Source organism: Nocardioides baculatus (genome assembly GCF_016735675.1).
Taxonomy (GTDB): Bacteria; Actinomycetota; Actinomycetes; order Propionibacteriales; family Nocardioidaceae; genus Nocardioides; species Nocardioides baculatus.
In genome coordinates, this window is sequence record NZ_JAERSG010000005.1 from 313014 (window position 1) to 334153 (window position 21140).

The 21140-nt window shown below is 71.6% G+C and carries 19 protein-coding genes and 1 tRNA gene; 8 read left to right on the top strand and 12 right to left on the bottom strand.

Annotated features, from left to right (window positions below; genetic code table 11):
* Window positions 1–35: 35 nt before the first annotated feature.
* Window positions 36–1139 (top strand): sulfotransferase family protein, encoded by a 1104-nt coding sequence (locus tag JI751_RS17075; protein WP_201939222.1) that lies wholly within the window; start codon window positions 36–38, stop codon window positions 1137–1139.
* Between the two features lie 102 nt (window positions 1140–1241).
* Here the strand turns inward: JI751_RS17075 and JI751_RS17080 are convergent, their stop codons facing one another.
* Window positions 1242–1838, bottom strand: a complete 597-nt coding sequence (locus JI751_RS17080; RefSeq protein ID WP_236666412.1) for a hypothetical protein — start codon at window positions 1836–1838, stop codon at window positions 1242–1244.
* Entirely contained in the window at window positions 1835–2956 is a 1122-nt protein-coding gene (locus tag JI751_RS17085) for an ATP-dependent DNA ligase (protein WP_201939224.1), read from the bottom strand. Before JI751_RS17085 ends, JI751_RS17080 begins: the two co-directional genes overlap by 4 nt.
* Before the next feature lie 145 nt (window positions 2957–3101).
* Here JI751_RS17085 and JI751_RS17090 point away from each other — a divergent pair, with 145 nt between their 5' ends.
* Together JI751_RS17090 and JI751_RS17095 are read left to right on the top strand one after the other, a co-directional pair.
* On the top strand, window positions 3102–3911 hold the full coding sequence (locus tag JI751_RS17090) for a hypothetical protein (RefSeq protein WP_201939225.1): 810 nt from the start codon (window positions 3102–3104) through the stop codon (window positions 3909–3911).
* A gap of 2 nt (window positions 3912–3913) precedes the next feature.
* Entirely contained in the window at window positions 3914–4954 is a 1041-nt protein-coding gene (locus tag JI751_RS17095; RefSeq protein WP_201939227.1) for a hypothetical protein, read from the top strand.
* 18 nt (window positions 4955–4972) lie between these two features.
* Here JI751_RS17095 and JI751_RS17100 read toward each other — a convergent pair whose 3' ends face one another.
* From JI751_RS17100 to JI751_RS17115, 4 genes are read right to left on the bottom strand one after another with little or no spacing between them, the layout of a single operon-like run.
* Window positions 4973–5674 carry an ABC transporter permease gene (locus JI751_RS17100; RefSeq protein WP_201939229.1) on the bottom strand — a complete coding sequence of 234 codons (702 nt, stop codon included), beginning with the start codon at window positions 5672–5674 and terminating at the stop codon, window positions 4973–4975.
* Window positions 5671–6582, bottom strand: a complete 912-nt coding sequence (locus JI751_RS17105) for an ABC transporter ATP-binding protein (protein ID WP_201939230.1) — start codon at window positions 6580–6582, stop codon at window positions 5671–5673. Before JI751_RS17105 ends, JI751_RS17100 begins: the two co-directional genes overlap by 4 nt.
* Window positions 6579–7472 (bottom strand): ABC transporter permease, encoded by an 894-nt coding sequence (locus JI751_RS17110; RefSeq protein WP_201939231.1) that lies wholly within the window; start codon window positions 7470–7472, stop codon window positions 6579–6581. Before JI751_RS17110 ends, JI751_RS17105 begins: the two co-directional genes overlap by 4 nt.
* A complete protein-coding gene (locus JI751_RS17115; protein WP_201939232.1) occupies window positions 7465–8424 on the bottom strand; it encodes an ABC transporter ATP-binding protein in 960 nt (319 codons plus the stop codon). The genes JI751_RS17110 and JI751_RS17115 overlap by 8 nt, the downstream gene beginning before the upstream one ends.
* Window positions 8425–8602: 178 nt before the next feature.
* On the opposite strand from JI751_RS17115, the gene JI751_RS17120 reads away from it, so the two are divergent.
* A tRNA-Gln gene (locus JI751_RS17120) sits at window positions 8603–8681 on the top strand.
* 48 nt (window positions 8682–8729) lie between these two features.
* Complete coding sequence (locus tag JI751_RS17125; RefSeq protein ID WP_201939233.1) at window positions 8730–9320, top strand: nucleoside/nucleotide kinase family protein; 591 nt, start codon at window positions 8730–8732, stop codon at window positions 9318–9320.
* On the opposite strand, the gene JI751_RS17130 is transcribed toward JI751_RS17125, so the two are convergent.
* From JI751_RS17130 to JI751_RS17145, 4 genes are all read right to left on the bottom strand, one after another.
* Complete coding sequence (locus JI751_RS17130; RefSeq protein ID WP_201939234.1) at window positions 9304–10185, bottom strand: alpha/beta fold hydrolase; 882 nt, start codon at window positions 10183–10185, stop codon at window positions 9304–9306. The two genes, JI751_RS17125 and JI751_RS17130, sit on opposite strands and share 17 nt — an antisense overlap.
* A gap of 74 nt (window positions 10186–10259) precedes the next feature.
* Entirely contained in the window at window positions 10260–11099 is an 840-nt protein-coding gene (locus JI751_RS17135; protein WP_201939236.1) for an SDR family NAD(P)-dependent oxidoreductase, read from the bottom strand.
* Window positions 11096–12628, bottom strand: a complete 1533-nt coding sequence (locus tag JI751_RS17140) for a flavin-containing monooxygenase (RefSeq protein WP_201939238.1) — start codon at window positions 12626–12628, stop codon at window positions 11096–11098. The genes JI751_RS17135 and JI751_RS17140 overlap by 4 nt, the downstream gene beginning before the upstream one ends.
* Window positions 12629–12675: 47 nt before the next feature.
* Window positions 12676–13308 (bottom strand): TetR/AcrR family transcriptional regulator, encoded by a 633-nt coding sequence (locus JI751_RS17145; RefSeq protein WP_201939240.1) that lies wholly within the window; start codon window positions 13306–13308, stop codon window positions 12676–12678.
* Between the two features lie 55 nt (window positions 13309–13363).
* On the opposite strand from JI751_RS17145, the gene glmU reads away from it, so the two are divergent.
* Window positions 13364–14800, top strand: coding sequence for a bifunctional UDP-N-acetylglucosamine diphosphorylase/glucosamine-1-phosphate N-acetyltransferase GlmU (gene glmU / locus JI751_RS17150; RefSeq protein ID WP_201939243.1), 1437 nt, complete (start codon window positions 13364–13366; stop codon window positions 14798–14800).
* Between the two features lie 108 nt (window positions 14801–14908).
* Window positions 14909–15880, top strand: a complete 972-nt coding sequence (locus JI751_RS17155; RefSeq protein WP_201939629.1) for a ribose-phosphate diphosphokinase — start codon at window positions 14909–14911, stop codon at window positions 15878–15880.
* 121 nt (window positions 15881–16001) lie between these two features.
* On the opposite strand, the gene JI751_RS17160 is transcribed toward JI751_RS17155, so the two are convergent.
* Both JI751_RS17160 and pepN read right to left on the bottom strand, forming a co-directional pair.
* Window positions 16002–17669 carry an asparagine synthase-related protein gene (locus tag JI751_RS17160; RefSeq protein WP_201939245.1) on the bottom strand — a complete coding sequence of 556 codons (1668 nt, stop codon included), beginning with the start codon at window positions 17667–17669 and terminating at the stop codon, window positions 16002–16004.
* Window positions 17669–20080 (bottom strand): aminopeptidase N, encoded by a 2412-nt coding sequence (pepN, locus tag JI751_RS17165; RefSeq protein ID WP_236666479.1) that lies wholly within the window; start codon window positions 20078–20080, stop codon window positions 17669–17671. Before pepN ends, JI751_RS17160 begins: the two co-directional genes overlap by 1 nt.
* Before the next feature lie 240 nt (window positions 20081–20320).
* Here pepN and JI751_RS17170 point away from each other — a divergent pair, with 240 nt between their 5' ends.
* A complete protein-coding gene (locus tag JI751_RS17170) occupies window positions 20321–21022 on the top strand; it encodes a 50S ribosomal protein L25/general stress protein Ctc (protein ID WP_201939249.1) in 702 nt (233 codons plus the stop codon).
* The last annotated feature ends 118 nt before the right edge of the window (window positions 21023–21140 follow it).

Below are 21140 nucleotides of genomic sequence, written 5' to 3' on the forward strand. Positions count from 1 at the left end.
TAGGGGCCCGCGCCGTGGCCGATAGGGTGACCCGCATGCCGCAGTCCCGCACCCCGCTGGTCCTCGTCTCCGGTTCCGGTCGCAGCGGCACCAGCTCCTTGGCGGGCACCCTCAAGCGGCTCGGCCTGCACGTGCCGCAGCCCGAGGTGGAGGCGTCGGAGACCAACCCGCGCGGGTTCTACGAGCCGCAGTGGGTCATCGACTTCCACAAGCGCCACCTCAAGGAGCTCGCGCTCTTCAACATCGACAGCCGGCCCGCCGCGGTCGACCTGGTGGCCGCCTACCTCGCGTCGGGCGAGCCGCAGGCCGAGCTCCGCGAGTGGCTGTCGGGCCAGCTGCAGACGCCCGAACGAGGGGATGCGCAGATCGTCGTCAAGGACCCGCACGCCTTCTGGTTCGCCCGGGCGTGGGAGACGGTCAGCGCCGACCTCGACGTCGACCTGCGCTGGCTCACCGCGCTGCGGCACCCCGCCGAGGTCGTCGGGTCCCGCGACATCGCCTACCTCTCCAGCCAGTCCGAGGAGCTCCGCCTCACCAAGGAGACCTCCAACGTCGCCGGCTGGGTCCACGCCGCGCTCCTCACCGAGCTGGCCGGTCGCGGCGGGAAGCGTGCGTTCGTGCGCTACACCGACCTCCTCGCCGACTGGCGTACGGCTCTCGCGCCCGTCCAGGAACAGCTCGATCTCGACTTCGCCACCGACCTCTCCTCGCGCGAGCACCACGCGGTCGACGACTTCATCGAGCCGTCCATGCGCAAGTCCCAGCTCACCTGGGACGACGTCGCCACCCCCGGCTGGCTCAAGGACATGGCCGAGGAGGTCTGGCAGCTGCTCGGCGTGCTCACCACGACGCCGCACGACGACGCCACGCTCGCGCGCCTCGACCAGATCCACGCCGACTACACCGCGCGGTACGCCGACGCTGTGGCGCTCACCTTCGACCACACCCGCGCCGAGTCGACCCTCGCCGGGCGCGAGGCCCGCGACGCCCAGCGCGGCACCGTCCAGCAGCTGCGCCGCGACCTCGCGGAGGCGCGGCGCCACGGGGCAGCCGATCCGTCGGGGGCACCGTCGGTCGGTGGCCGCGAGGCGGCCGCGATCCTGCGCCGCGCTGTCGTACGCCGCCTCACCCGCCGCTGACGACGGGGCGAGTGGGCGCATCTGTTCGCCACGATCGCGCCGAGTCGGCTCGACAGTCGCGCCGACTCGGCACTGCTGGCGCGTACAGATGCGCCGACTCGGCTAGAGGCCGCTGACGCCCTCACCCTGGCCGGAGGCCTGCTCGTCGAAGTTCTCGTGCTCGATGAGGTGGAGGACGGGTACGCCGAGCTTGCGCCGGGCGCGCGAGGTCCAGTCGACGTGGAAGAACTCCGCGACGACGTGGGGACGGGTGAGGATGATCGCCTCGCGCGCGTCGACCGTGGACACGAGGGCCGCGAGGGCGTCGACCGGGGGCTCGGAGGTGACCGTGCCGGTCGCCTTCCCGCCGGCGGCCGAGATCGCGGCGAGCGTCTGCTCCAGCTCGGCGTTGGAGGTGTCCTCGCACTCCTTGCGCAGCGCCTCGATGTCGACGTCGTTCATCGCGAGGGCGGGCGCCGCCATCAGGTCGCCGGCGCCGAGGGTGCCCATCGAGGCCTCGATGCGGGCCGCAGCGTCCTCGAGGGGGAGGAGCACGTGGTAGACGACCTGGTCCTCGATCTCCGAGTGGAGCGAGCGGACCTGGGCCGCGTCGGCGGGAGAGAGGGCCTGCTCGACGAGCAGGACGACGTCGTAGGTGCCCTGCCCGTCGTGGATCGTGTCGTGGTCGTTGCTGTCGGCGAGGTTGTCGGTGTCGCTCATGATGCGCCTCCGGGGTCGGTGCTCAGGATTCGGGTGAGGTCGTAGCCGGCCGGCTCGTCGAGCTGACCGTATCCGCAGCTCTCGGGGTCCCGGTCGGTGCGCCACCTCTTGAAGTGCGCGGTGTGGCGGAACCGCCGGCCCTCCATGTGGTCGTACTTCACCTCGAGCACCCGCTCCGGGCGCAGTGCGGTGAACCCGAGGTCCTTGCCCGCGCTCCACCGGCTCTGGGTGCCGGGGACGCGGTCGGGGTTGGCGGTGAGGAACTCGTTCCACCGACCCCAGGGGTGGTCCGCGATGTCGCAGACCAGCGGCTGCAGCTCCTGCCACAGCGACGCTCGCTTCGCGGCGGTGAAGCTGGCCGAGACCCCGATGTGCTGGAGCTCGCCGTCGTCGTCGTACAGGCCGAGGAGCAGCGAGCCGATCAGCGGCTCCTCGGGCGTGGACGTCTTGTGCTCGCGGTAGCCGGCGAGCACGACGTCGGCGGTGCGCTCGTGCTTGATCTTGAGCATGGTGCGCTTGTTGGGCTCGTAGGCCGACCCGAGCGGCTTGGCGACGACACCGTCGAGCCCGGCTCCCTCGAACTCCTCGAACCACCGCTCGGCCTCGGCCGCGTCCTCGGTGGTGCGGGTGAGGAAGCACGGTCCAGTGCCGTCGAGGTGACCGAGGGCCTCGACGAGGGCGGCCCGCCGCTCCGAGAGGGGGCGGTCCATGAAGGACTCGTCGCCCAGCGCCAGCAGGTCGAAGGCCACGAAGCCGGCGGGTGTCTCGACAGCCAGCTTGTCGACGCGGCTGGCCGCCGGGTGGATCCGCTCCTGCAGGGTCTCGAACTCCAGGCGCCAGCCGTCCGGACCCTGCAGGCCGACGAAGATCTCGCCGTCGAGCACGATCCGGTCGGGCAGCTGCTCGCGGCAGGCCTCGACGACCTCGGGGAAGTAGCGGGTCAGCGGCTTGGTGTTGCGGCTGGCCAGCTCGACCTCGTCGCCGTCCTTGAAGACCAGGCAGCGGAATCCGTCCCACTTCGGCTCGAAGCTCAGGCCGCCGTGCTTCGCCGGGTCCGGCACCCCGCTGACGCTCTTGGCGAGCATCGGCTGCACGGGCGGCATCACGGGGAGGTCCACGAAATCGAGCCTAGTCCGATTGAGGGCGAAGGAATCCCGGTGACATCCGCGGGTCAGATATTTCCAAGGTCTTACGCCGCCGCTCCGCGGGTTTCCGACGTCGCGGGGCGGGAACGAGGAGCCCAACCAACCGAGGGAGCACCTCATGCCACGCGATTCCGTCGATCACTACCAGCCGTCGCCCTACGATCCGTCCGACCGTCGTGACGTGGGGACCGGCAAGGACTTCGCCGCCGACCTGTGGGCGCTCTACGAGGCGGGGCGACTGCACTTCCCCGAGCTCGCCGCCTTCTACTCGGAGGTCACGTCCGCGACGCACGACGCTGCCCAGCGGATCAGCCACCTCCAGGACTCCACGGGCGGCGAGTACGCCCTGACGCTGGTCGGCAAGCTCCGTGAGCTGCTCCAGGTCGAGCTGCGCAGCACGTCACTGGCCATGTCGGAGACCGGCGAGGCGCTCGTCGAGATCGCCGACGACTACGCCACGACGGACCAGACCGCGAACGACCGCTTCCGTGTGCTGGCCGGACGCAGCGACATCGTGGTGCCCTACGTCCCGTCACCGCCGGGGCTCGACGCGCCCTACGAGACGCCGTACGACGCCCCTGACCGCCCCGATGACGCGCCGCTGCCGATCCTGCCGGACGGACCACCGTGGCTGGGCACCGGCGACGGTCCCGAGCTCGACGACGTCGTGCCCGAGGAGCCGTTGCAGGAGCACAGGCCGACGCCCGAGCAACAGTTCCCCTTCCTCCACCCCGACCTGCTCGAGCAGCTGCCCGACCCGCAGCCCGAACCGGAGCCCGAGCCGGTCTTCCCGTCCGGACCCTTCGCTCCCGAGCCCGGCAGCGAGCTGGACGACGGGGAGAACGAGCTCCACCTCGACGACCTGATCGAGACACCCGAGGAGCGGCGCGAGCGGTTCGAGCGCGACGGATGGAACGGAGGACGATGACGATGACCGGATCGAGCTTCGATCGCGACGACTTCGCGACCAAGGTGACCGAGATCGGCGAGATGCTCGGGGAGGTGTGGGCCATCGACGAGCTCGTGCGCTGGGTGGAGGCCAACCCCGAGGGCGGTGGTGCCGCGCAGCCCAACAACGGGTGGTACCCGCGGATCGAGGTCGGCGAGAAGTACCCGTTCGAGTTCGAGGCCCCCGAGGGGTCGTGGTGGCCGCTGCTCACCTCGGGACGCAACTGGGGTGCCCAGGTGGCCGAGTCCGTCCGTTCCCTGACGTGGGACATCGTCCGCACCGAGTCGGCGACCTTCGACGACGCCGTCGGTGCCATCCGGACGGGCGTGGTCGACCGGCTGCGCACGGGTGTGGGAGACGACTTCGCCCGCATCGACAACAACCTGGCCGCGTGGAACGGGGACGCCGCTGATGCCTTCGGCGACTGGTACGGGCAGGTCGAGCACATCGCACGGCGGCAGACCTACGTCGCCGAGACCGTCTGCAGCGGGATCGCAGCCAGCAAGGCGGTGGTGGACCTCGGCCAGCAGAGCCTGAAGAACGTCGTCGACGGTGTCCATGCACTCCTGGACGAGCAGCTCCGGCGCCGCCACGACAGCCTGGGCCTGCCGCCGGAGAACTCGGCGTTCGAGGTGCTGGTCCTCGGCGCGCTCGTGTTCGGCCTCCTGGCCGCGATCCCGACCGGGGGCGCGTCCGTCGCGGGGACGGCTGCTGCGCTCTCGAGCGCGGCAGCGGCGACCAACCAGCTGCTGACCTACGCCGCGACACAGGTGCCGACCGGTGACACTCGCGAGCTCACCGCCAGCACTGCCGACGAGGTGTTCCACAGCCTCAGCGACTCGATCAACCAGGTCATCGACAACGTGCGCGTCCAGTGGCACGGCGTGGAGTCCACGATCGAGGAGCTGATCGCCCATGCGACCGCGTCAGCCGACGACCACCTGCTCGCGCCGGTGCGTCCGCGCATCGTGCGCCGGGGCGCGACCCCCGACGGCTTCCACCACGAGAGCGCGCCGCGCTGACGGCGTCGGGCGCCGGGGTCAGTCCTCGCCGCGCAGCGAGAACGACCGCAGCCGGTCGCCGGCGAACCACACGCCGACCACCGTCACGACGAGGCTGGCGCCGATCGCCCACGGCAGGTTGGCCGGGTCGGGCAGCTCGTCGGAGAGCGCGTGGGCGATGCGCACGCCCCACTGGCTGATGCTCAGCCAGGCGACGCCGGTGAAGAGGTTGCCGAGCAGGCTCTCCCAGATCAGCACGAACATCAGCGACGCGATGACCGCGTGCCGGGTGACCGCGGAGATCGCGAGGAACAGTGCGGAGTACGTCGTACCGGCCACGACAGCACCCACGAAGAGCGCGACCGCCCGGGTGGTGTCGCCGGTGATGAGCGCGGCGACGAAGATCGGCAGGGAGCCGGCCACCAGCGTCGCGGCGAGCGCCACCAGCCACTTGCTGATCGCGATGCCGTAGCGGCTGACCGGCTTGGAGAGCAGGTAGACGATCGACCCGTCGTCGACCTCCGGGCCGAGCACCGACGAGGCGGCGAGGATCGCGACCAGTGGCAGCACGAGCGTGTAGCCGAGACCGGGGACGATCTCCCATGCGGCCTCGCCGTCCGTCAGCGCGGTGACCAGCCCGACGAGGCCGATCAGCAGCACCGGGAAGGCGAGCAGGAGGTAGAAGCGCCGTCGGCCGAGGAGGGCCTGGAGGGCGAGCTTGGCAATGGTCGTGTTGATCATCGGGCCACCAGGTAGGCGAACACGCTCTCCAGCGACTCGTCGCTGGGGGAGAGCTCGAAGAGGGTCACGTCGTGCTGCCTGGCCAGGCCGGGGAGCTCGACGGCGAAGCTGCCGAGGTCGTCGACCTGGACGTCGAGGTGGTCGCCGCGCAGGCTGACCGCCCGCACCGAGGCCCGGGCCATCAGCACGGCGCCGAGGGCGCGGTTGTCGCTCGACTGGACGGCGTACTGCACGGGTCGGTCGGTCATCAGCCGGCGGATGGCGCCGAAGTCGCCGGAGGCGGCGTGCCGTCCGGAGACCACGACCTCGATGTGGCGGGCGAGCCGCTCGACCTCCTCGAGGATGTGGGAGCTGAAGAGCACCGTGCGGCCGTCGTCGCCGAGACGGCGGAGCAGGTCCATCAGGTGCATGCGCTGGCGCGGGTCGACGCCGTTGAACGGCTCGTCGAGCAGCAGCACGGACGGTTGGTGCACGAGCGCGGCGGCGATCTTCACCCGCTGCCGCATGCCCTTGGAGTAGGTGTCGAGGCGGCGCGCGGCGGGCTCGACCATGTCGACCTCGGCGAGGATCCGCTCGGTGGCCTCGGCCGCGTCGGGCAGCCGGTGCAGGTCGGCGTTGGCCCGGACGAACTGGCGGCCGGTGAGGTAGCCGAAGCTCAGCTCACGCTCGGGCACGAGACCGATCTGGCGGTAGATCTCGGTGTTGCGCCACACCGGCATGCCGTCGAGCGTCACGTGCCCGGCGGACGGCGCGAGGAAGCCCGCCATCATCGCCATCAGCGTCGTCTTGCCGGCGCCGTTGGGGCCGAGCAGGCCGGTGACGCCGGGACCGATGTTGAGCGAGACGTCGTTGACCGCGACCACGTTGCCGAACCAGCGCGAGGCGGAGTCGAGGACCAGGTTGCTCATCGCGAGCCCACCTTCCGGAAGCGGGCGACCAGGCCCAGGAGACAGGTGGCGACGAGCAGCACCGCGACGAGGGCGTACGCCAGCGGCCACGCGCCGTCGACCGGCACGAACGTGTCGATCCCGGCGTCCCACGCGTTGGCGAGGCCGCTGTAGAGCGACCACGGCGACAAGAGTCCGACGGTCGTGGAGGCCGCGTCGGCGTCCTGGTCGGCCGAGATCGCCTGCACCGCAGTGATGACGCCGGTGAGGACGATCAGCGCCATCACCGAGCCGACGACGGCGAAGCCGCGCCGAAGGGAGACCGACGAGATCAGCCCGGTGATGCCGGCGATCAGCATCGCCAGCAGGACCTGGAGGACGACCGCCTTGAGCAGCGAGGTCGTCTGGTCGCTCTTGTCGAGGCCGGCCAGCATCGCGCCGACGTAGAGCAGCAGCGTCGGGACCGACATGAAGAGCCACACGGCGACGGTGAGCGAGAGCCACCGCACGAGCGCGAAGACCGGCGCGGCGAGCGGCCGCGCGAGGTAGAGCACGATCGAGCGGTGCCGCAGGTCGCGGGAGAACAGGACCGGCGCCTGCGCCGCGGCGAAGAGGCTCACCAGCAGCTGGGTCTGGTTGGTGTAGTCGGCGTAGGCGACCGGAAGCGAGCTGAGCCCGGTCAGCACGACGACGCCGACCACGATGAGTGCCGGGAGCACCGACATGCCGAGCAGCAGGAAGGGCATCACCTTGGACTTGCCCGAGCGGCCCAGACCGTAGGCGTGGCGCAGGCCGGTGACGAAGAGGGTGCGGGCGATGGTCGCCGTGCCCTCGCGTACGCCGTCGTAGTGGCGGTAGCCGAGGTCGTGGATGACGCCGGGACGGCCCCCCGGCTGCGAGACCTCAGACACGGGCTCCTCCGTCCAGGAAGACGTCCTCGAGGTGACGCCGGTCCGGCTGGAGCCGCATCAGGCCGAGCCCGAGCTCGGCGGCGACGTCGCGGATCAGGTCGTGGGCGACGCCCTCGGCGGCCAGCTCGGGAGGTGGTGGGTCGATGGCGACCATCGCACCGCGCGGGCGGCAGGTCAGCCCGAGACGGGCGAGGGCCTCGCCGAGCCGGTCGCGCTCGGTCTCGGTGCCGACGACCTCGACGAGCAGGCTCCCGGTCTGCTGGAGGAAGTCTCCGGTGGCGCTCGAGCGCAGCAGGTGGCCGCCGTCGAGGACGATGACGTGGTCGCTGACCTGCTCGAGCTCGCCGAGCAGGTGGGACGTGACCAGCACCGCGATGCCGAACTCGCTCCCGATGCGCTGCACCAGGCGGAGCATGTCGTTGCGCGCCGCCGGGTCGAGGCCGTTGGTCGGCTCGTCGAGGAAGACCAGCTGCGGGTCGTGGGCGAGGGCCTGCGCGAGCTTGGCGCGCTGCTTCATGCCGGTGGAGTAGCCGCCCATCGGCCGGTAGCGCTCCTCGTCGAGCCCGACGTGGCGCAGCACGTCGGCTGCCCGCTCGCGGGCCGCCGAGGCACCCAGTCCGGACATCCGGGCCATGTGGACCGTGAAGTCGCTCGCGCTGACGTCGGGCGGCAGGCAGTCGTGCTCGGGCATGTAGCCGACGACGCGACGGATCTCCTGGCCCGCGTGCTCGATGTCGTGCCCGAGCACGGACGCCTGCCCGCCGGTCGGCTCGAGCAGCCCGAGGAGGATCTTGATCAGCGTCGACTTGCCCGCGCCGTTGGCGCCGACCAGTCCGGTCACGCCGGATCCGACCTGGACCGTCAGGTCCGTCAGCGCGTGGACCGCGCCGTAGTGCTTGGTGAGGCCCGCGGTCGTGATGACCGGCCCTGGCCCGTGCTGTTCCCCCGTCACGCCCGCCACGCTAGCGGCCCCGTACGACCCCGGTCATCAGGGATCGCCCCGATGCGGTGTGGAGGTCTGGTGAAGATCGAGCGCGTGTGCCCGGTGCATCCGGGACGTCATACGGACGGGGCCACCACTTGCCCCGTCCGTATGACGTCCCGAGGAAGCCCTAGGCTTGTCCCCACATTCCCCGGTTGGTCTGCCGGCAGGGCCCGCCTGACTTTGAATCAGGACTAGCGACGATGGTTCGACTCCATCCCGGGGAGCCGATATCCGCTGGCGTCCGGGCCCGGCGACCGCGAGCATGGCGCGCCATGGGCACCACGGCGGCGTACGACGACCTCCTGGCGCGGACACGCGGGCTGATCGAGGCGACCGAGGGCGTGCCCGTGGTCGGGATCAGCGGGCACGGCGGGGCGGGCAAGTCGACCCTGGCGCTTCGGCTCGCCGCGGACCTCGGGCTCACCGAGGACCAGGTGCTGGCGACCGACGCGTTCCACGCGACGACCTGCGGGCCGGACGCGGGGATGTGGGAGCAGTGCGACTGGGACGCGCTGGAGCGGGTCGTGCGGTCCGCGCGCGAGGGACGCGAGCGGCTCCGCTACGTCTACCGCTGGTGGTCGGGGGAGACCGGCGTCGAGGACCACCCGATGCCGTCGGTGCTGGTCGTCGAGGGGATCCGGCTGTTCAGCGACCGGACGTCGGGGTGGTTCGACCTGGCGGTGTGGCTGGACATGGACCCCGACGAGGCGGGGGCCCGCGCGAAGGCGCGCAACGTGCTCCAGGGCGACGACGAGGCCGAGCTCGCGCTGTGGGACACCAAGTGGATCCCCGAGGGCCACGACCACGAGCGGACGGAGCGGCCGGCCGACCGCGCCGACCTCGTCCTCAGGGCCGCGCGCTGATCCGCGCGAGGAACGCCCGGTAGTCCGCGGCCGTGCGGCCAGGCAGCTCGAGCATCGGCATGTGGCCCGCCTCGGGATAGGTGACCGTACGCGCGCCGGCGATGCCGTCGGCCCACGTGCGGGCCGTGCTGGGGTGCACGAGCCGGTCCTGCTCGCCCCACATCACCAGGGTCGGGACGTCGATCTCGCCGAGCCGGTCGTCGAGCATCGCGACGTCGAACACGTCGCCGAAGATCTCCTCGTAGTCGCAGCGCCGCGCCACGTAGTCGGCCGCGATGGCGGCGCGCACGAAGCCGGGGGCGAACGGCGGCCGGGCCATCGTCATCGCGTAGAACGCCGGGAAGTCGGCCACGTCGTCGAGGAAGAACGGGTTGCGCCCGGCCCGGATCTGGAGCTCGGCCTCGCTCGGCTCGGGGGACGCGACGCCGATCGCGTCGCTGAGCAGCAGGGAGCGGACGCGCTCGGGGTGGTCCACCGCGAGGGTCGCGGCGACGAAGCCGCCCATCGAGTTGCCGGCGACGTGCGCGCGGTCGATCCCGAGGTGGTCCATCACTGCGGCGACGCGGTCGGCCTGGGCGGGTGCGGAGAAGCCGGTGCCGCTGGCGAAGCCGGACGCGCCGTGACCGGCGAGCTCGGGGATGACGACGCGGTGGTCGCGCACGAGGTGCTTCGCGAAGCGCATCCACACCACGCGGTCGGCGGTGAAGCCGTGCAGCAGCACCACCGCGGGTGCGTCCGCCGGGCCACCCTCGAGGACGGCCAGCGTGGTGTCACCGGCGTCCACGTGGCTCTCGCGCAGGCCGTACGCCCTCGCCTCGGCCCGCGTCGCCCCGGCCAGCACGCGCGCGCCGAGCGCCGTACGCAAGCTTCTCCGGGGTCCCCGCGGCGTTGTGCGGAGGAGCGAAGCGGGGGAGGAGAACGTCGTGGGGTGGTGCCGGCTCACTTCTTGCTCCGGGACCGCACGACGCCCGTGATGAGTCGCTGGTAGCCGGTGGGGGCCACGCGCACCATCGCGTCGAACACCCGGGCGTCCGGCCCGATGAGCGCACGCCTCTTGTTCTTCTGCACAGCACCGACGATCACCGCCGCGGCCTTCTCGGGCGAGGTGATGAAGGACTTCTCGAACTCGCGGTTCGCCTTCTCCGCCGGCTTGCCGGTCGCGGTGGCGACGCTGGGGTCCAGGCGGGCCGAGCGCGCGATGTTGGTCTTGATGCCGCCGGGGTGCACGCACGTCGCGCTGACGCACGACCCGGTGAGCTCGAGGTCCTGGCGCAGCGACTCGGTGAACCCGCGTACGGCGTACTTGCTGGCGTTGTAGCCGCTCATCAGCGGCTGCGCAGTGAGTCCGAAGACGCTGGAGATGTTGACGACGTGGCCCTCGCCCGACGCCTCGAGGTGGGGGAGGAAGGCCTTGGTGCCGTGGACGACGCCCCAGAAGTTGATGCCCATGATCCAGCGGTAGTCGTCGGTGGAGATCGACGCGACCGTCCCCGACAGGGCGACGCCGGCGTTGTTGATGACGAGGTTGGCGCGGCCGTGGTGGGCCACCACCTGGTCGGCCCAGCCGAGCACGGCGGCCTCGTCGGCGACGTCGACCACGGCGGTGGTGACGGCGCGGGCCCGGCCGGCGAGGAGCCGCTCGGTCTCGGCCAGCCCGTCGGCGGAGACGTCGGAGAGCGCGAGCCGGCAGCCGCGCCCGGCGAGGTCGAGGGCGAGCGCCCGGCCGATGCCGGAGCCGGCGCCGGTGACGGCGGCGACCTTGTCGTCGAGGTGCTTCATGCGGTGATCCTCTCGGTCGTGCTGGCGACGGGGGCCGGGGCCACCCGCTCGATGACGTGGTGCTCGGGGCGGAAGCGCCGGGCCAGCCGGCGGAAGGTGAAGGAGAAGCCGGGGAACATGGCGACCACGCGGCCGGACCGCGACTGGTACCACGAGGTGCAGCCCCCGTCGTGCCACACCGTCTTCTCCATCTCGCGGTGGATCATCGCGGTGTAGTCGTCCTCGGCCACGGCGGTGGGCTCGATGCTCGCGGCGCCCTCGGCCAGCACGACGTCGAGGGCACGCATGACGTACTCCATCTGCGCCTCGATGACGAAGATCGCGCTCGTGTGGCCGATGCCGGTGTTGGGACCGGTGACGACGAAGAAGTTGGGGAAGCCGGGCACGGTCGTGCCGAGGTAGGCGCGGGGGAAGTCGTGCCACACCTCCGCGAGCCGTACGCCGTCGCGCCCCCGCACCTCGTAGGGGATCACGCCGTCGGTGGCGTCGTAGCCGGTCGAGAAGACCACGACGTCGAGGTCGAGGTGCTCGCCGCTCGCGGTGACGATGCCGGTGGCGTCGAAGTGGTCGATGCCGTCGTGGCGGTCGTGGAGCGTCGTGTTGGCGGCCGAGAGCGCGGGGAAGAGCGTGTTGGACAGGATGATCCGCTTGCACCCGATCGTGTAGTCGGGCGTGAGCTGCGCGCGCAGCGTCTCGTCGGGCACCTGCTCCTCGAGGTGGCGCAGGGCGTCGCGCTGGGCGACCAGCCGCAGCAGCCGGCGGCTGTGCTTGAAGCCGATCACGCGGGTCTCGAGGCGCCAGTAGATCGACGCCCTCAGCAGGCGTTGCAGCGGTCGCAGCCGCAGCAGGCGGCGCTGGAGCGGGCTGAAGGTGCGGTCGTGGCGGGGGAGCACCCAGTGCGGGCTGCGCTGGAAGACGTGGAGGTCCGCGACCTCCGGCTGGATCGCCGGGATGACCTGGGCAGCGCTGGCGCCCGACCCGATGACCGCGACCCGGCGACCCTCGAGGTCGACGTCGTGGTCCCAGCCGTTGGTGTGGAAGGACGTGCCTGTGAAGTCGTCGAGGCCGGCGAACGCCGGCACGACCGGCGTGCTCAGCGGGCCGGAGGCGTTCACCAGGAACCGGGCGCGGTGCACCGTGCCGTCGTCCGTGGTGACGCACCACGCCTCGCCGTCCCACTCCGCGCCGATGACCTCGGCGCCGAGGACGATGTGCTCGTGGAGCCGGTGCCGGTCGAGGACGTGCTCGGTGTAGTCGCGCAGCTCGGCCTGCTCGGCGTACATCCGCGACCAGGGGTAGGGCTCCGAAGAGAGCGAGTAGAGCGGCGAGGGGACGTCGACGGCAGCGCCGGGGTAGGAGTTCTGGCACCACGTCCCGCCGGCGAAGTCGCGGCGCTCGAGGATGCGGAAGTCCGTGATGCCGCGGCGCAGCAGGTGGAGGGCGGTGAGCTGTCCGCCGAAGCCGGTGCCGATGACGAGCACGGTGAGGGGTGGCTGCACGACGACCTCCGATCGGGAATCTGTCGTCATCAGATTAAAGTGACGACGGCTGATTCCGCATCAGGAGGTGACCGAGGTCACGGCTGGGGCGCGACCAGTGCGGTCGCCGACCCGGCGAGGAACGCCGCGAGCGCCTCGGCGACGATCGCGCGCTCCGGGACGAACCCCGCGCTCGCCCACGTCACCACCGCCTGGCTGACCGCGCCGACCGCCGCGCTGGCGAGCAGGTCGCGGGTGGGTCCGGCGAGCGGGGCCGCGCCGTCGCGCTCGGCCAGCACGTCGAGCATCAGGTGACCGAAGGCCTGCATCCGCGCGAGGTAGGTCGCCTCGACGCGGGTGGAGACGCCCAGCACCTCGAACCACACCACACGCGCCAGCCGCGGGTCGGACTCGACCACGGCGAGGAAGGCGTCGATGCCGCGGCCCGCGAGGTCGCCGACCTCGTCGCCACGGTCGCCGAGGGCCCCAAAGGCCTCCTGCTCGAGGCGGCCCGTGCACTCGTCGTACACCGCGAGCAGCAGGTCCTCGGTGGAGTCGAACTGCTCGTAGAAGTAGCGGTCGCTGACCCTGGCCTCGCGGCACAGCTGGCGCACGGTGGTGGCGCGGTAGCCGGCGGTGCCGAAGAGCTCGAGGCCCGCGTCGAGCAGCTGGCGGCGGCGGCGCGCCAGCCGGTCGGTCGCCGACTCGCCGCCGTAGGTCCGCCCACTCACCCGGTCATTCGACCACAGGGCCGGCGCGCCACCCGTCGGTGACAGACTGCGGGCCATGGACAACCTCACCGTCATCGTCCTCGCCGCAGGCGGCGGCACCCGCATGAAGTCGAAGACCATGAAGGTGCTGCACCCCATCGCCGGCCGCTCCATGATCGGCCACGTGCTCCGGGCCGTGGAGGCGGTCGATCCGACCCGCGTCGTGGCGGTCGTCGGCCACCAGCGTGAGCAGGTCGGGCCGCACATCACCGAGCTGCTGCCGACGGCGGTGCTGGCGGTCCAGGAGAAGCAGGAGGGCACCGGCCACGCCGTACGCATCGCGATGGAGGCCGCGGGCGCGACCACCGGGACGGTCATCGTGGCCGCCGGCGACACCCCGCTGCTGGAGGGGGAGTCGCTGCTGGCGTTCGCCACCGAGCACGAGGCTGCGCAGCGGGCCGTGAGCATCCTGAGCGGCCGGGTGCCGAACCCCTTCGGCTACGGCCGGATCATCCGCAACGCCGAGGGCGACGTCGAGGCGATCGTCGAGGAGAAGGAGGCGACCCCCGAGCAGCAGGCGATCGACGAGATCAACTCGGGGATCCTCGCATTCGACGCCGAGTTCCTCGTCTCGGCGCTGCCGCGGATCACCAACGACAACGCCAAGGGCGAGTACTACCTCACCGACGCCGTCGGCCTGGCTCGACAGGACGGCCTGACCGTCGGCGCGCACCTCATCGACGACGTCGCGCAGACCGAGGGCGCCAACGACCGCGCCCAGCTCGCCGAGCTCGGCAAGGAGCTCAACCGCCGCATCGTCACGCGCTGGATGAAGGACGGCGTCACCGTGATGGACCCGGCCACGACGTGGATCGAGGCCGACGTGGTGATCGAGCCGGACGCCACGATCCTGCCCGGCACCCAGCTCCTCGGCGCGACCGTCGTGCGCGAGGACGCGGTGGTCGGCCCCGACACCACGCTCAAGGACTGCGAGATCGGCGCCGGCGCCCGCGTCGTACGCACGCACGGGGAGCTCGCCGTCATCGGCGACCGGGCCACCGTCGGCCCGTTCGCCTACCTCCGCCCCGGCACGCAGCTCGGGGTCGGCGGCAAGATCGGCTCCTTCGTGGAGACCAAGAACGCGCAGATCGGCGACGGCGCCAAGGTCCCGCACCTGTCGTACGTCGGTGACGCGGAGATCGGCGAGGGCACCAACATCGGCGCCGGCACGATCTTCGCCAACTACGACGGCGTGGCCAAGCACCGCACGACCATCGGTCGCCACGCCAAGACGGGCTCCCACAACACCTTCGTCGCGCCGGTCTCGATCGGGGACGGTGCGGGCACCGCCGGCGGCACCGTCGTACGCCGCAACGTGCCGCCGGGCGCGCTCGCCGTGAGCAGTGCGCCGCAGCGCAACCTCGAGGGCTGGACCGAGTCGAAGCGGGCCGGCACGGCGCAGGCCGACGCCGCGCGTCAGGCGCGTGAACAGCAGGAGACGACCGAGGGCTGACCCGGGGTTTCGCCCGACCGGCTGGTGGGTGAGAATCAGGACCAGCACCTCCGAACGAGCCGTCCACCCCCAGGCACCAGAACGAGGAGTCGCGTCGTCGTGACCGGAATGAAGAAGACCACCGAGAAGAACCTGATGGTCTTCAGCGGACGGGCCTATCCCGAGCTCGCCGAGGAGGTCGCCGACCTCCTCGAGTGCGGGCTCGTGCCGCAGGACGCGCGAGCCTTCGCCAACGGCGAGCTCTACGTCCGCTACGAGGAGTCCGTGCGGGGGTGCGACGCCTTCGTGATCCAGAGCCACACCGCTCCGATCAACGAGTGGATCATGGAGCACCTGATCATGGTCGACGCCCTCAAGCGGGCCTCGGCCAAGCGGATCACGGTCGTCATGCCGTTCTACGGCTACGCCCGCCAGGACAAGAAGCACCGCGGCCGTGAGCCGATCTCGGCGCGGCTGATGGCCGACCTCTTCAAGACCGCCGGCGCCGACCGGCTGATCACGGTCGACCTGCACGCCGACCAGATCCAGGGATTCTTCGACGGCCCCGTCGACCACCTGATGGCACTGCCGATCCTCACCGACTACGTCAAGGAGAAGTACGGCGACCAGGAGCTGGCCGTCGTCTCCCCGGACGCCGGCCGGATCAAGGTCGCCGAGCGCTGGTCGGCCCGCCTCGGCGGCGTGCCCCTCGCATTCATCCACAAGTCCCGTCGCATCGACGTCGCCAACGAGGTCGTCGCCAACCGGGTCGTGGGTGAGGTGGAGGGCAAGATCTGCATCCTCACCGACGACATGATCGACACCGGCGGCACGATCGTGAAGGCCGCGGAGGCCTGCATGGCCGACGGCGCGGCCGGCGTGATCATCGCCGCGACCCACCCGATCCTCTCCGACCCCGCGGTCGACCGGCTGAAGAACTCCACGGCCATGGAGGTCGTGGTCACCAACACGCTCCCGATCCCGGCGGACAAGCAGTTCGACAAGCTCACGACCCTCTCGATCGCCCCGCTGCTGAGCCGGGCGATCCGCGAGGTCTTCGAGGACGGCTCCGTCACCTCCATGTTCGACGGTCACGCGTAGGCACCCTGCGAGGAACGAGCTGCGGTGCCGCGACGCGGGAGATCGAGCAAGCCCCGCGGGTGAGCCTGCGAACCCGCGACGGGCGCGTCGAGATTCGCGTGACCGATGAGGGCGGGCCGCGTCAGCCGACGAGGTCCTTGACGTCCACCTCGTGCAGCCGGTCGCGGTAGCGCCACCACCACGAGTGGAGCAGGCTGATGGCCTCCATGCCGAGCCGCAGGTCGGGGGAGAGCTCGCCCCGCGTGGGTGAGCGCAGCCAGTCGCGGAGGTCAGGCGAGACCAGGCCCCGCAACGGGCCGCGGGCGATCCGCCTGCGGTGGGCCTCGACGGCCGGGTCGGAACGCCACACCCGCGGCAGGTGCGGCGCCTGCCGCTCCGCGGTGGCGGTGGAGGGCATCCGGCCGATGTGCGGGGCCAGGACGTCGAACGTCGCAACGTAGAGGTGGTCGAGCTCGCGAGCTTCGGAGGTCGCGGCGAGCGAGGCCACCGCGAAGTCGTTGCTGATCGCCGGCGCCACCACCGAGGCGCGCTGGCCGAGGAGCCCGGTGGCGTACGACGCCACGCCCCGGACCGTGCGGGTGCGGTAGAAGGTCAGGCGGGTCTGCTCCTGGGCTCCGTGGAACTGCTCGGCGACGCTGAGGAAGAGAGTCCGGGCCCGGTCCTCGACCGGCCCGTGCAGGTGGTCGGCCAGTGCCAGGTGGCCACGGCCGTAGCGGCGCATGCTGTCGAAGAGCGCCAGGCTGGCCCGGGCCGGGTCGGCCCGTTCGAGGGTCTCCGGGAGGAAGAAGCGCGTGCCCTGCCCGAGCATCGTGTCCATGGCGAGCCCGTCGGAGATCGGCAGGTCCTGGCGCGCGACGTAGCGGGACAGGGGCACCAGCCAGGCGTGGTCGACGAACTGGTGCTCCACCAATCGGGCGCGTGCCTGCCAGCTGGCCGGGTAGTCGTCGGGGTCGGCGGCGAGGCGCCCCTGCTCGAGCCCGAGCGCCTCGGCGACCGGTCGGGCCAGGTCCTCCTCGTGCGTGTCCCCCTCGTCGTCGGCGACGCTGACCGCCCGGGCAGCGAGACCCGCCTCGGCGAACGCGCAGGCCAGCATCCGCGAGTCCCGGCCGCCGCTGAGCGGCACGAGCACGGGACGGCCCACCGCCTCGACGGTCTCGCGGAGGCTCTGGGCCAGGGCGGCGCCGGCCTCGCGGCGGTCGAGGTGCTGCTCGACGTGGGCCCACGGCCACGGTGGTGACTCGACGAGGGTCCGGCCGCGGCGCACGGCCAGGGTCGCGTACGGCTCCAGGCGGCGGACCTCGGCGAACGGCGTACGGTCCGCGGCGGGGAAGCGGACCGCGATGATCGAGGCCCAGGCGTCCCAGTCGATGGAGAGCAGGCGCGGCGAGGTCTGCACGAGGGGATCGATGCGCGAGGCGAAGTAGAGCGCGTCCCCGTCGACCATCCAGTAGACGGCACCGATGCCGTTGATGGAGGAGTGCAGCCGGCGGTGCCGGCCGTCGAGCACCAGGCCGCACGCCCCGGCGGTCGACGCCTCCTCCCAGGTCGTCGCCCCGGGCCGCCACGGCACGCCCTCGATCCAGCCGAGCCCCTGCTGCCCGCGGTATCCCCACCGCAGCGGCTCGCGGTCCATGGCCAGCGCCGAGGTCCGGTCCTCGTGGCGGAGCCGGACGTCGTCGCCGCCGAGGGCCGTCGCCATCCGCCGGACGCGCTCACGGTCGTAGCGGCCGAGCGCGCCGCAGACCAGTGGGCCTCGATGTCCGCCGAAGGTGGTCCCGTCCTGGGCCATCAGGACGGGGTCGTCAGGGTCCGGTCGAGGTCGTCCAGGGCGTCGTTCCACGAGCGGGCCAGCACCGTCGGCACGTCACCGGTCTCGAGGGCGGAGGCGACCGCGGCGCGCAGCTCGCGGCGTACGTCCTCGGTGAGGGGCAGTCGTGGGAAGGCGTCGCCGATGAGGTCGCCCATCGCCTGGCCGGAGCGCTGCGCCAGGGCAAGGCCCTCGGAGACGTAGCGGGTCAGGTAGGGGCGGAGCAGGTCGGCCTGCTCCCAGCCCCAGAAGCCGGCGCCGACGGCGTCGAGCTCGTGGTTGCCCAGCTCGCCGCTCATCAGCCGCCCCCATGTCTCGGCCTTGGCGGCCTCGGTCGGGACCAGCGCCCGCGCCGTCAGGGCCGCGTGGTGGCCGGAGACCGACTTGTCGCGCTCGGCCTCCGCGTCGATGTACGACGGCTCGCCCAGCTCGGCGAGCCGCTGGACGGCGGCCCAGCGCACGCCCGGGTCGACGTCGTCCTGGCCGAGCCAGTCGACGAGGCGCTCCCGGTCCGAGCTGAGCCGGGCGAAGACCCGCGACGCACCGGGCGCGAGCGCCGGGTCGCCGCCGTCGGTGGCCTCGCGAGCGATGTCGGCGATCACGGCCAAGTGGCCCGCGACCTCGTCCGGCGCGGCGTAGCGACGGGTGATCGTCTGGAGGTTGCGCATCACGCCCTCGAAGACCAGCGGGTGCGTCTCCGGGCGCAGGTGCCGGTCGGCCAGCGCGATCAGCTCGCCGACGCCGATGACCTTCGACTCGGTGAGGTCGACGGCCGTCCACCACAGCACCGCGCGGGTGAGCTGGGACTCGACCGACGACAGGCCGGCGGTGATGGCGCTCCACGACTGCTCGTCGGGGCGGATCACCGCGAAGGTCTCGTCGCCGGAGTTGGGCACCACGACCCGCCCGGCGAACTCCTCGAGCCGCACCGGCTCGTCGCCGAGCTGCACGTCGCGGGAGTCGACCAGCTGCATCGCGTCGTCGTACGCCGACACGGTGAGGCGGTGGGGCCGCGAGCCCTCACGGGTGAGGACCGGGACGTCGCCGTCGCGCGTGACGACGAGCGTGTCGAAGCCCGTCGTGCGCAGCCAGGCCTTGGCCCACGCGCGTACGTCGTGCTCGCTCTCGGAGTCGAGCGAGTCGAGGAAGTCGGCGAGGTCGGCGTTGCCGAAGGCGTGGGTCGTGAGGTGCTTGTTGACCCCGGCGAGGAAGTCCTCCTCGCCGAGCCAGTGGCCGAGCTGGGAGAGCGAGGCGTTGCCCTTGGCGTAGGTGATCATGTCCGCGTTGGCGAAGGCCGCATCCGCATCGAGGACGTTGTCCTCGTCCTCGGCGATGGGGTGCGAGGAACGGCGTCGGTCCGCGCGATAGCCGGTCGGCTTGCGGGTGATGGCGGCCGAGGTCCAGGCATCCGTGTAGCCGGCGGCCACGCCCGCGACGTCGTAGCCCATGAAGTCGGCGAACGACTCGTTGAGCCAGATGTCGTTCCACCACTTCATCGTCACCAGGTCGCCGAACCACATGTGCGCCATCTCGTGGGCGATCGTCGAGGCGACCCACTCGCGCTCGAGCTCCGTGGGCGTGCCCTGCTTGAGCGCCTCGTCGCGGTAGACCACGCAGCCGGGGAACTCCATCGCGCCCCAGTTGAGCCCGGGCGCGAAGACCTGCTGGAAGTCGGCGTAGGGGTACTCCGGCTCGAAGATCGACGTGTAGTGCTGGAAGCACGTGCTGGTGATCCGCTTGAGCTCGTCGGCGTCGCGGCGCAGCTCGCGCTCCTGCGACGCGCGGGCGTGCCAGCCGAAGGGCAGCGTGCCGCCCGGCGCGGGGGCGTAGGGCTCGTCCCACGTCACCGAGACCCACGGGCCGCCGACGAGGGTGAAGAGGTACGACGAGAACGGCGGCGTCGTCGTGAACGTCCAGGTGTCACCCTCCCGGCTCTCCAGCGCGCCGTTGGCCACCACGGTCCAGTGCGAGGGCGCGGTGACCGAGAGCGCGAACGTCGACTTGATGTCGGGCTGGTCGAAGCAGGGGATCACCTTCTGCGTGATGTCCATCGACGTGTGTGCGCAGACGTAGCGCTCACCGTCCGCGGGGTCGATCGTCTCGGTCATCCCGTCGCCGTCGTGGACGTAGGGCATCCGCGCGGTGATGCGGACCTCGTTGGTCTCGGCCAGGTCGGTCAGCGCGATCCGCCCGTCGGCGTACGGCGCCGGCTCGCCGTCGAGCGTCACGTCGGTCCCGCCGTGGAGCTCGAGGAACGACGAGGCCCCCGGCTGCGTGCAGCGGAACGAGATGGTCGCCTCGACCCCGAAGTCCTCGGTGGAGGTGAGGTCGAGGTGGACCACGGTGTGGACGTCGGTCAGCAGGACGGCGCGCTCGCGCGCCTCGGGGAGCATCAGGGGCACCCGGCCACCCTAGGGGGACGACCTCGGGGCAGGCACCGGGGATTCGACCGGGCCGTCCGGTGCGGCGTAGAGTTCCGGGGTTGCCTCGGCGAGGGAGCCCGCACGAACGAGACGGGACTCCGTGATCGACTGGGCCGGTCAGTTCCACTGCGCCGCGCTCACGATCCGGAGCGCGGCGTTCGTCGTCTCCGGCCCCGAGGCCCCCCGAACCCCGACCCGTCTGGAGAAACCATGTCTGCCCCCGAGAAGATCGCCGCCGAGGCCCGCACCGAGTTCGGCAAGGGTGCCGCCCGCCGCATCCGTCGCGACAACAAGATCCCCGCCGTCATCTACGGCCACGGCAACGAGCCCGTCCACGTGATCCTCCCGGGTCACCAGACGATGATGGCCCTCAAGCACGGTGGCGCCAACGCGCTCCTGTCGCTCGAGATCGACGGTTCCGAGCAGCTCGCGCTGACCAAGGACGTCCAGGTCGACCCGATCCGCCGCGTCATCGAGCACCTCGACTTCGTCGCCGTCATCCGCGGCGAGAAGGTCACCGTCGACGTCCCGATCCACGTCGTGGGCGAGGCCGGCCCCGACACGCTGGTCGTCAACGAGAACACCGTCGTCTCGGTCGAGGCCGAGGCCACCCACATCCCCGAGTTCTTCGAGGTCTCGGTCGAGGGCCTGCCCGCCGGCACCCAGATCCTGGCCAAGGAGCTCGACCTCCCGTCGGGCACCACGCTGCTCGCCGACGAAGAGCTCCTCATCGTCAACGTGACCGAGCAGATGTCCGCCGAGGCCCTCGAGGCCGAGCTGGAGGAGGCCGAGGCCGACCTCGGCATCGAGCACGACCCGTCCGACGAGGAGATCGCCGAGGCGCAGACCGAGGCTAAGGCCGAGGACGCTGCACAGGAGTCCGGCTCCGAGGGCGACTCCGACTCCGAGTGACCTCCGGCGTCCCGTGGTGATGCTTCACCACGGGATGTCGATGAATGGGCACTTCCCACGGTCGATCGACCGAGGGAAGTGCCCATTCGCCTACGCACCATGGTGAAGCACCACCACC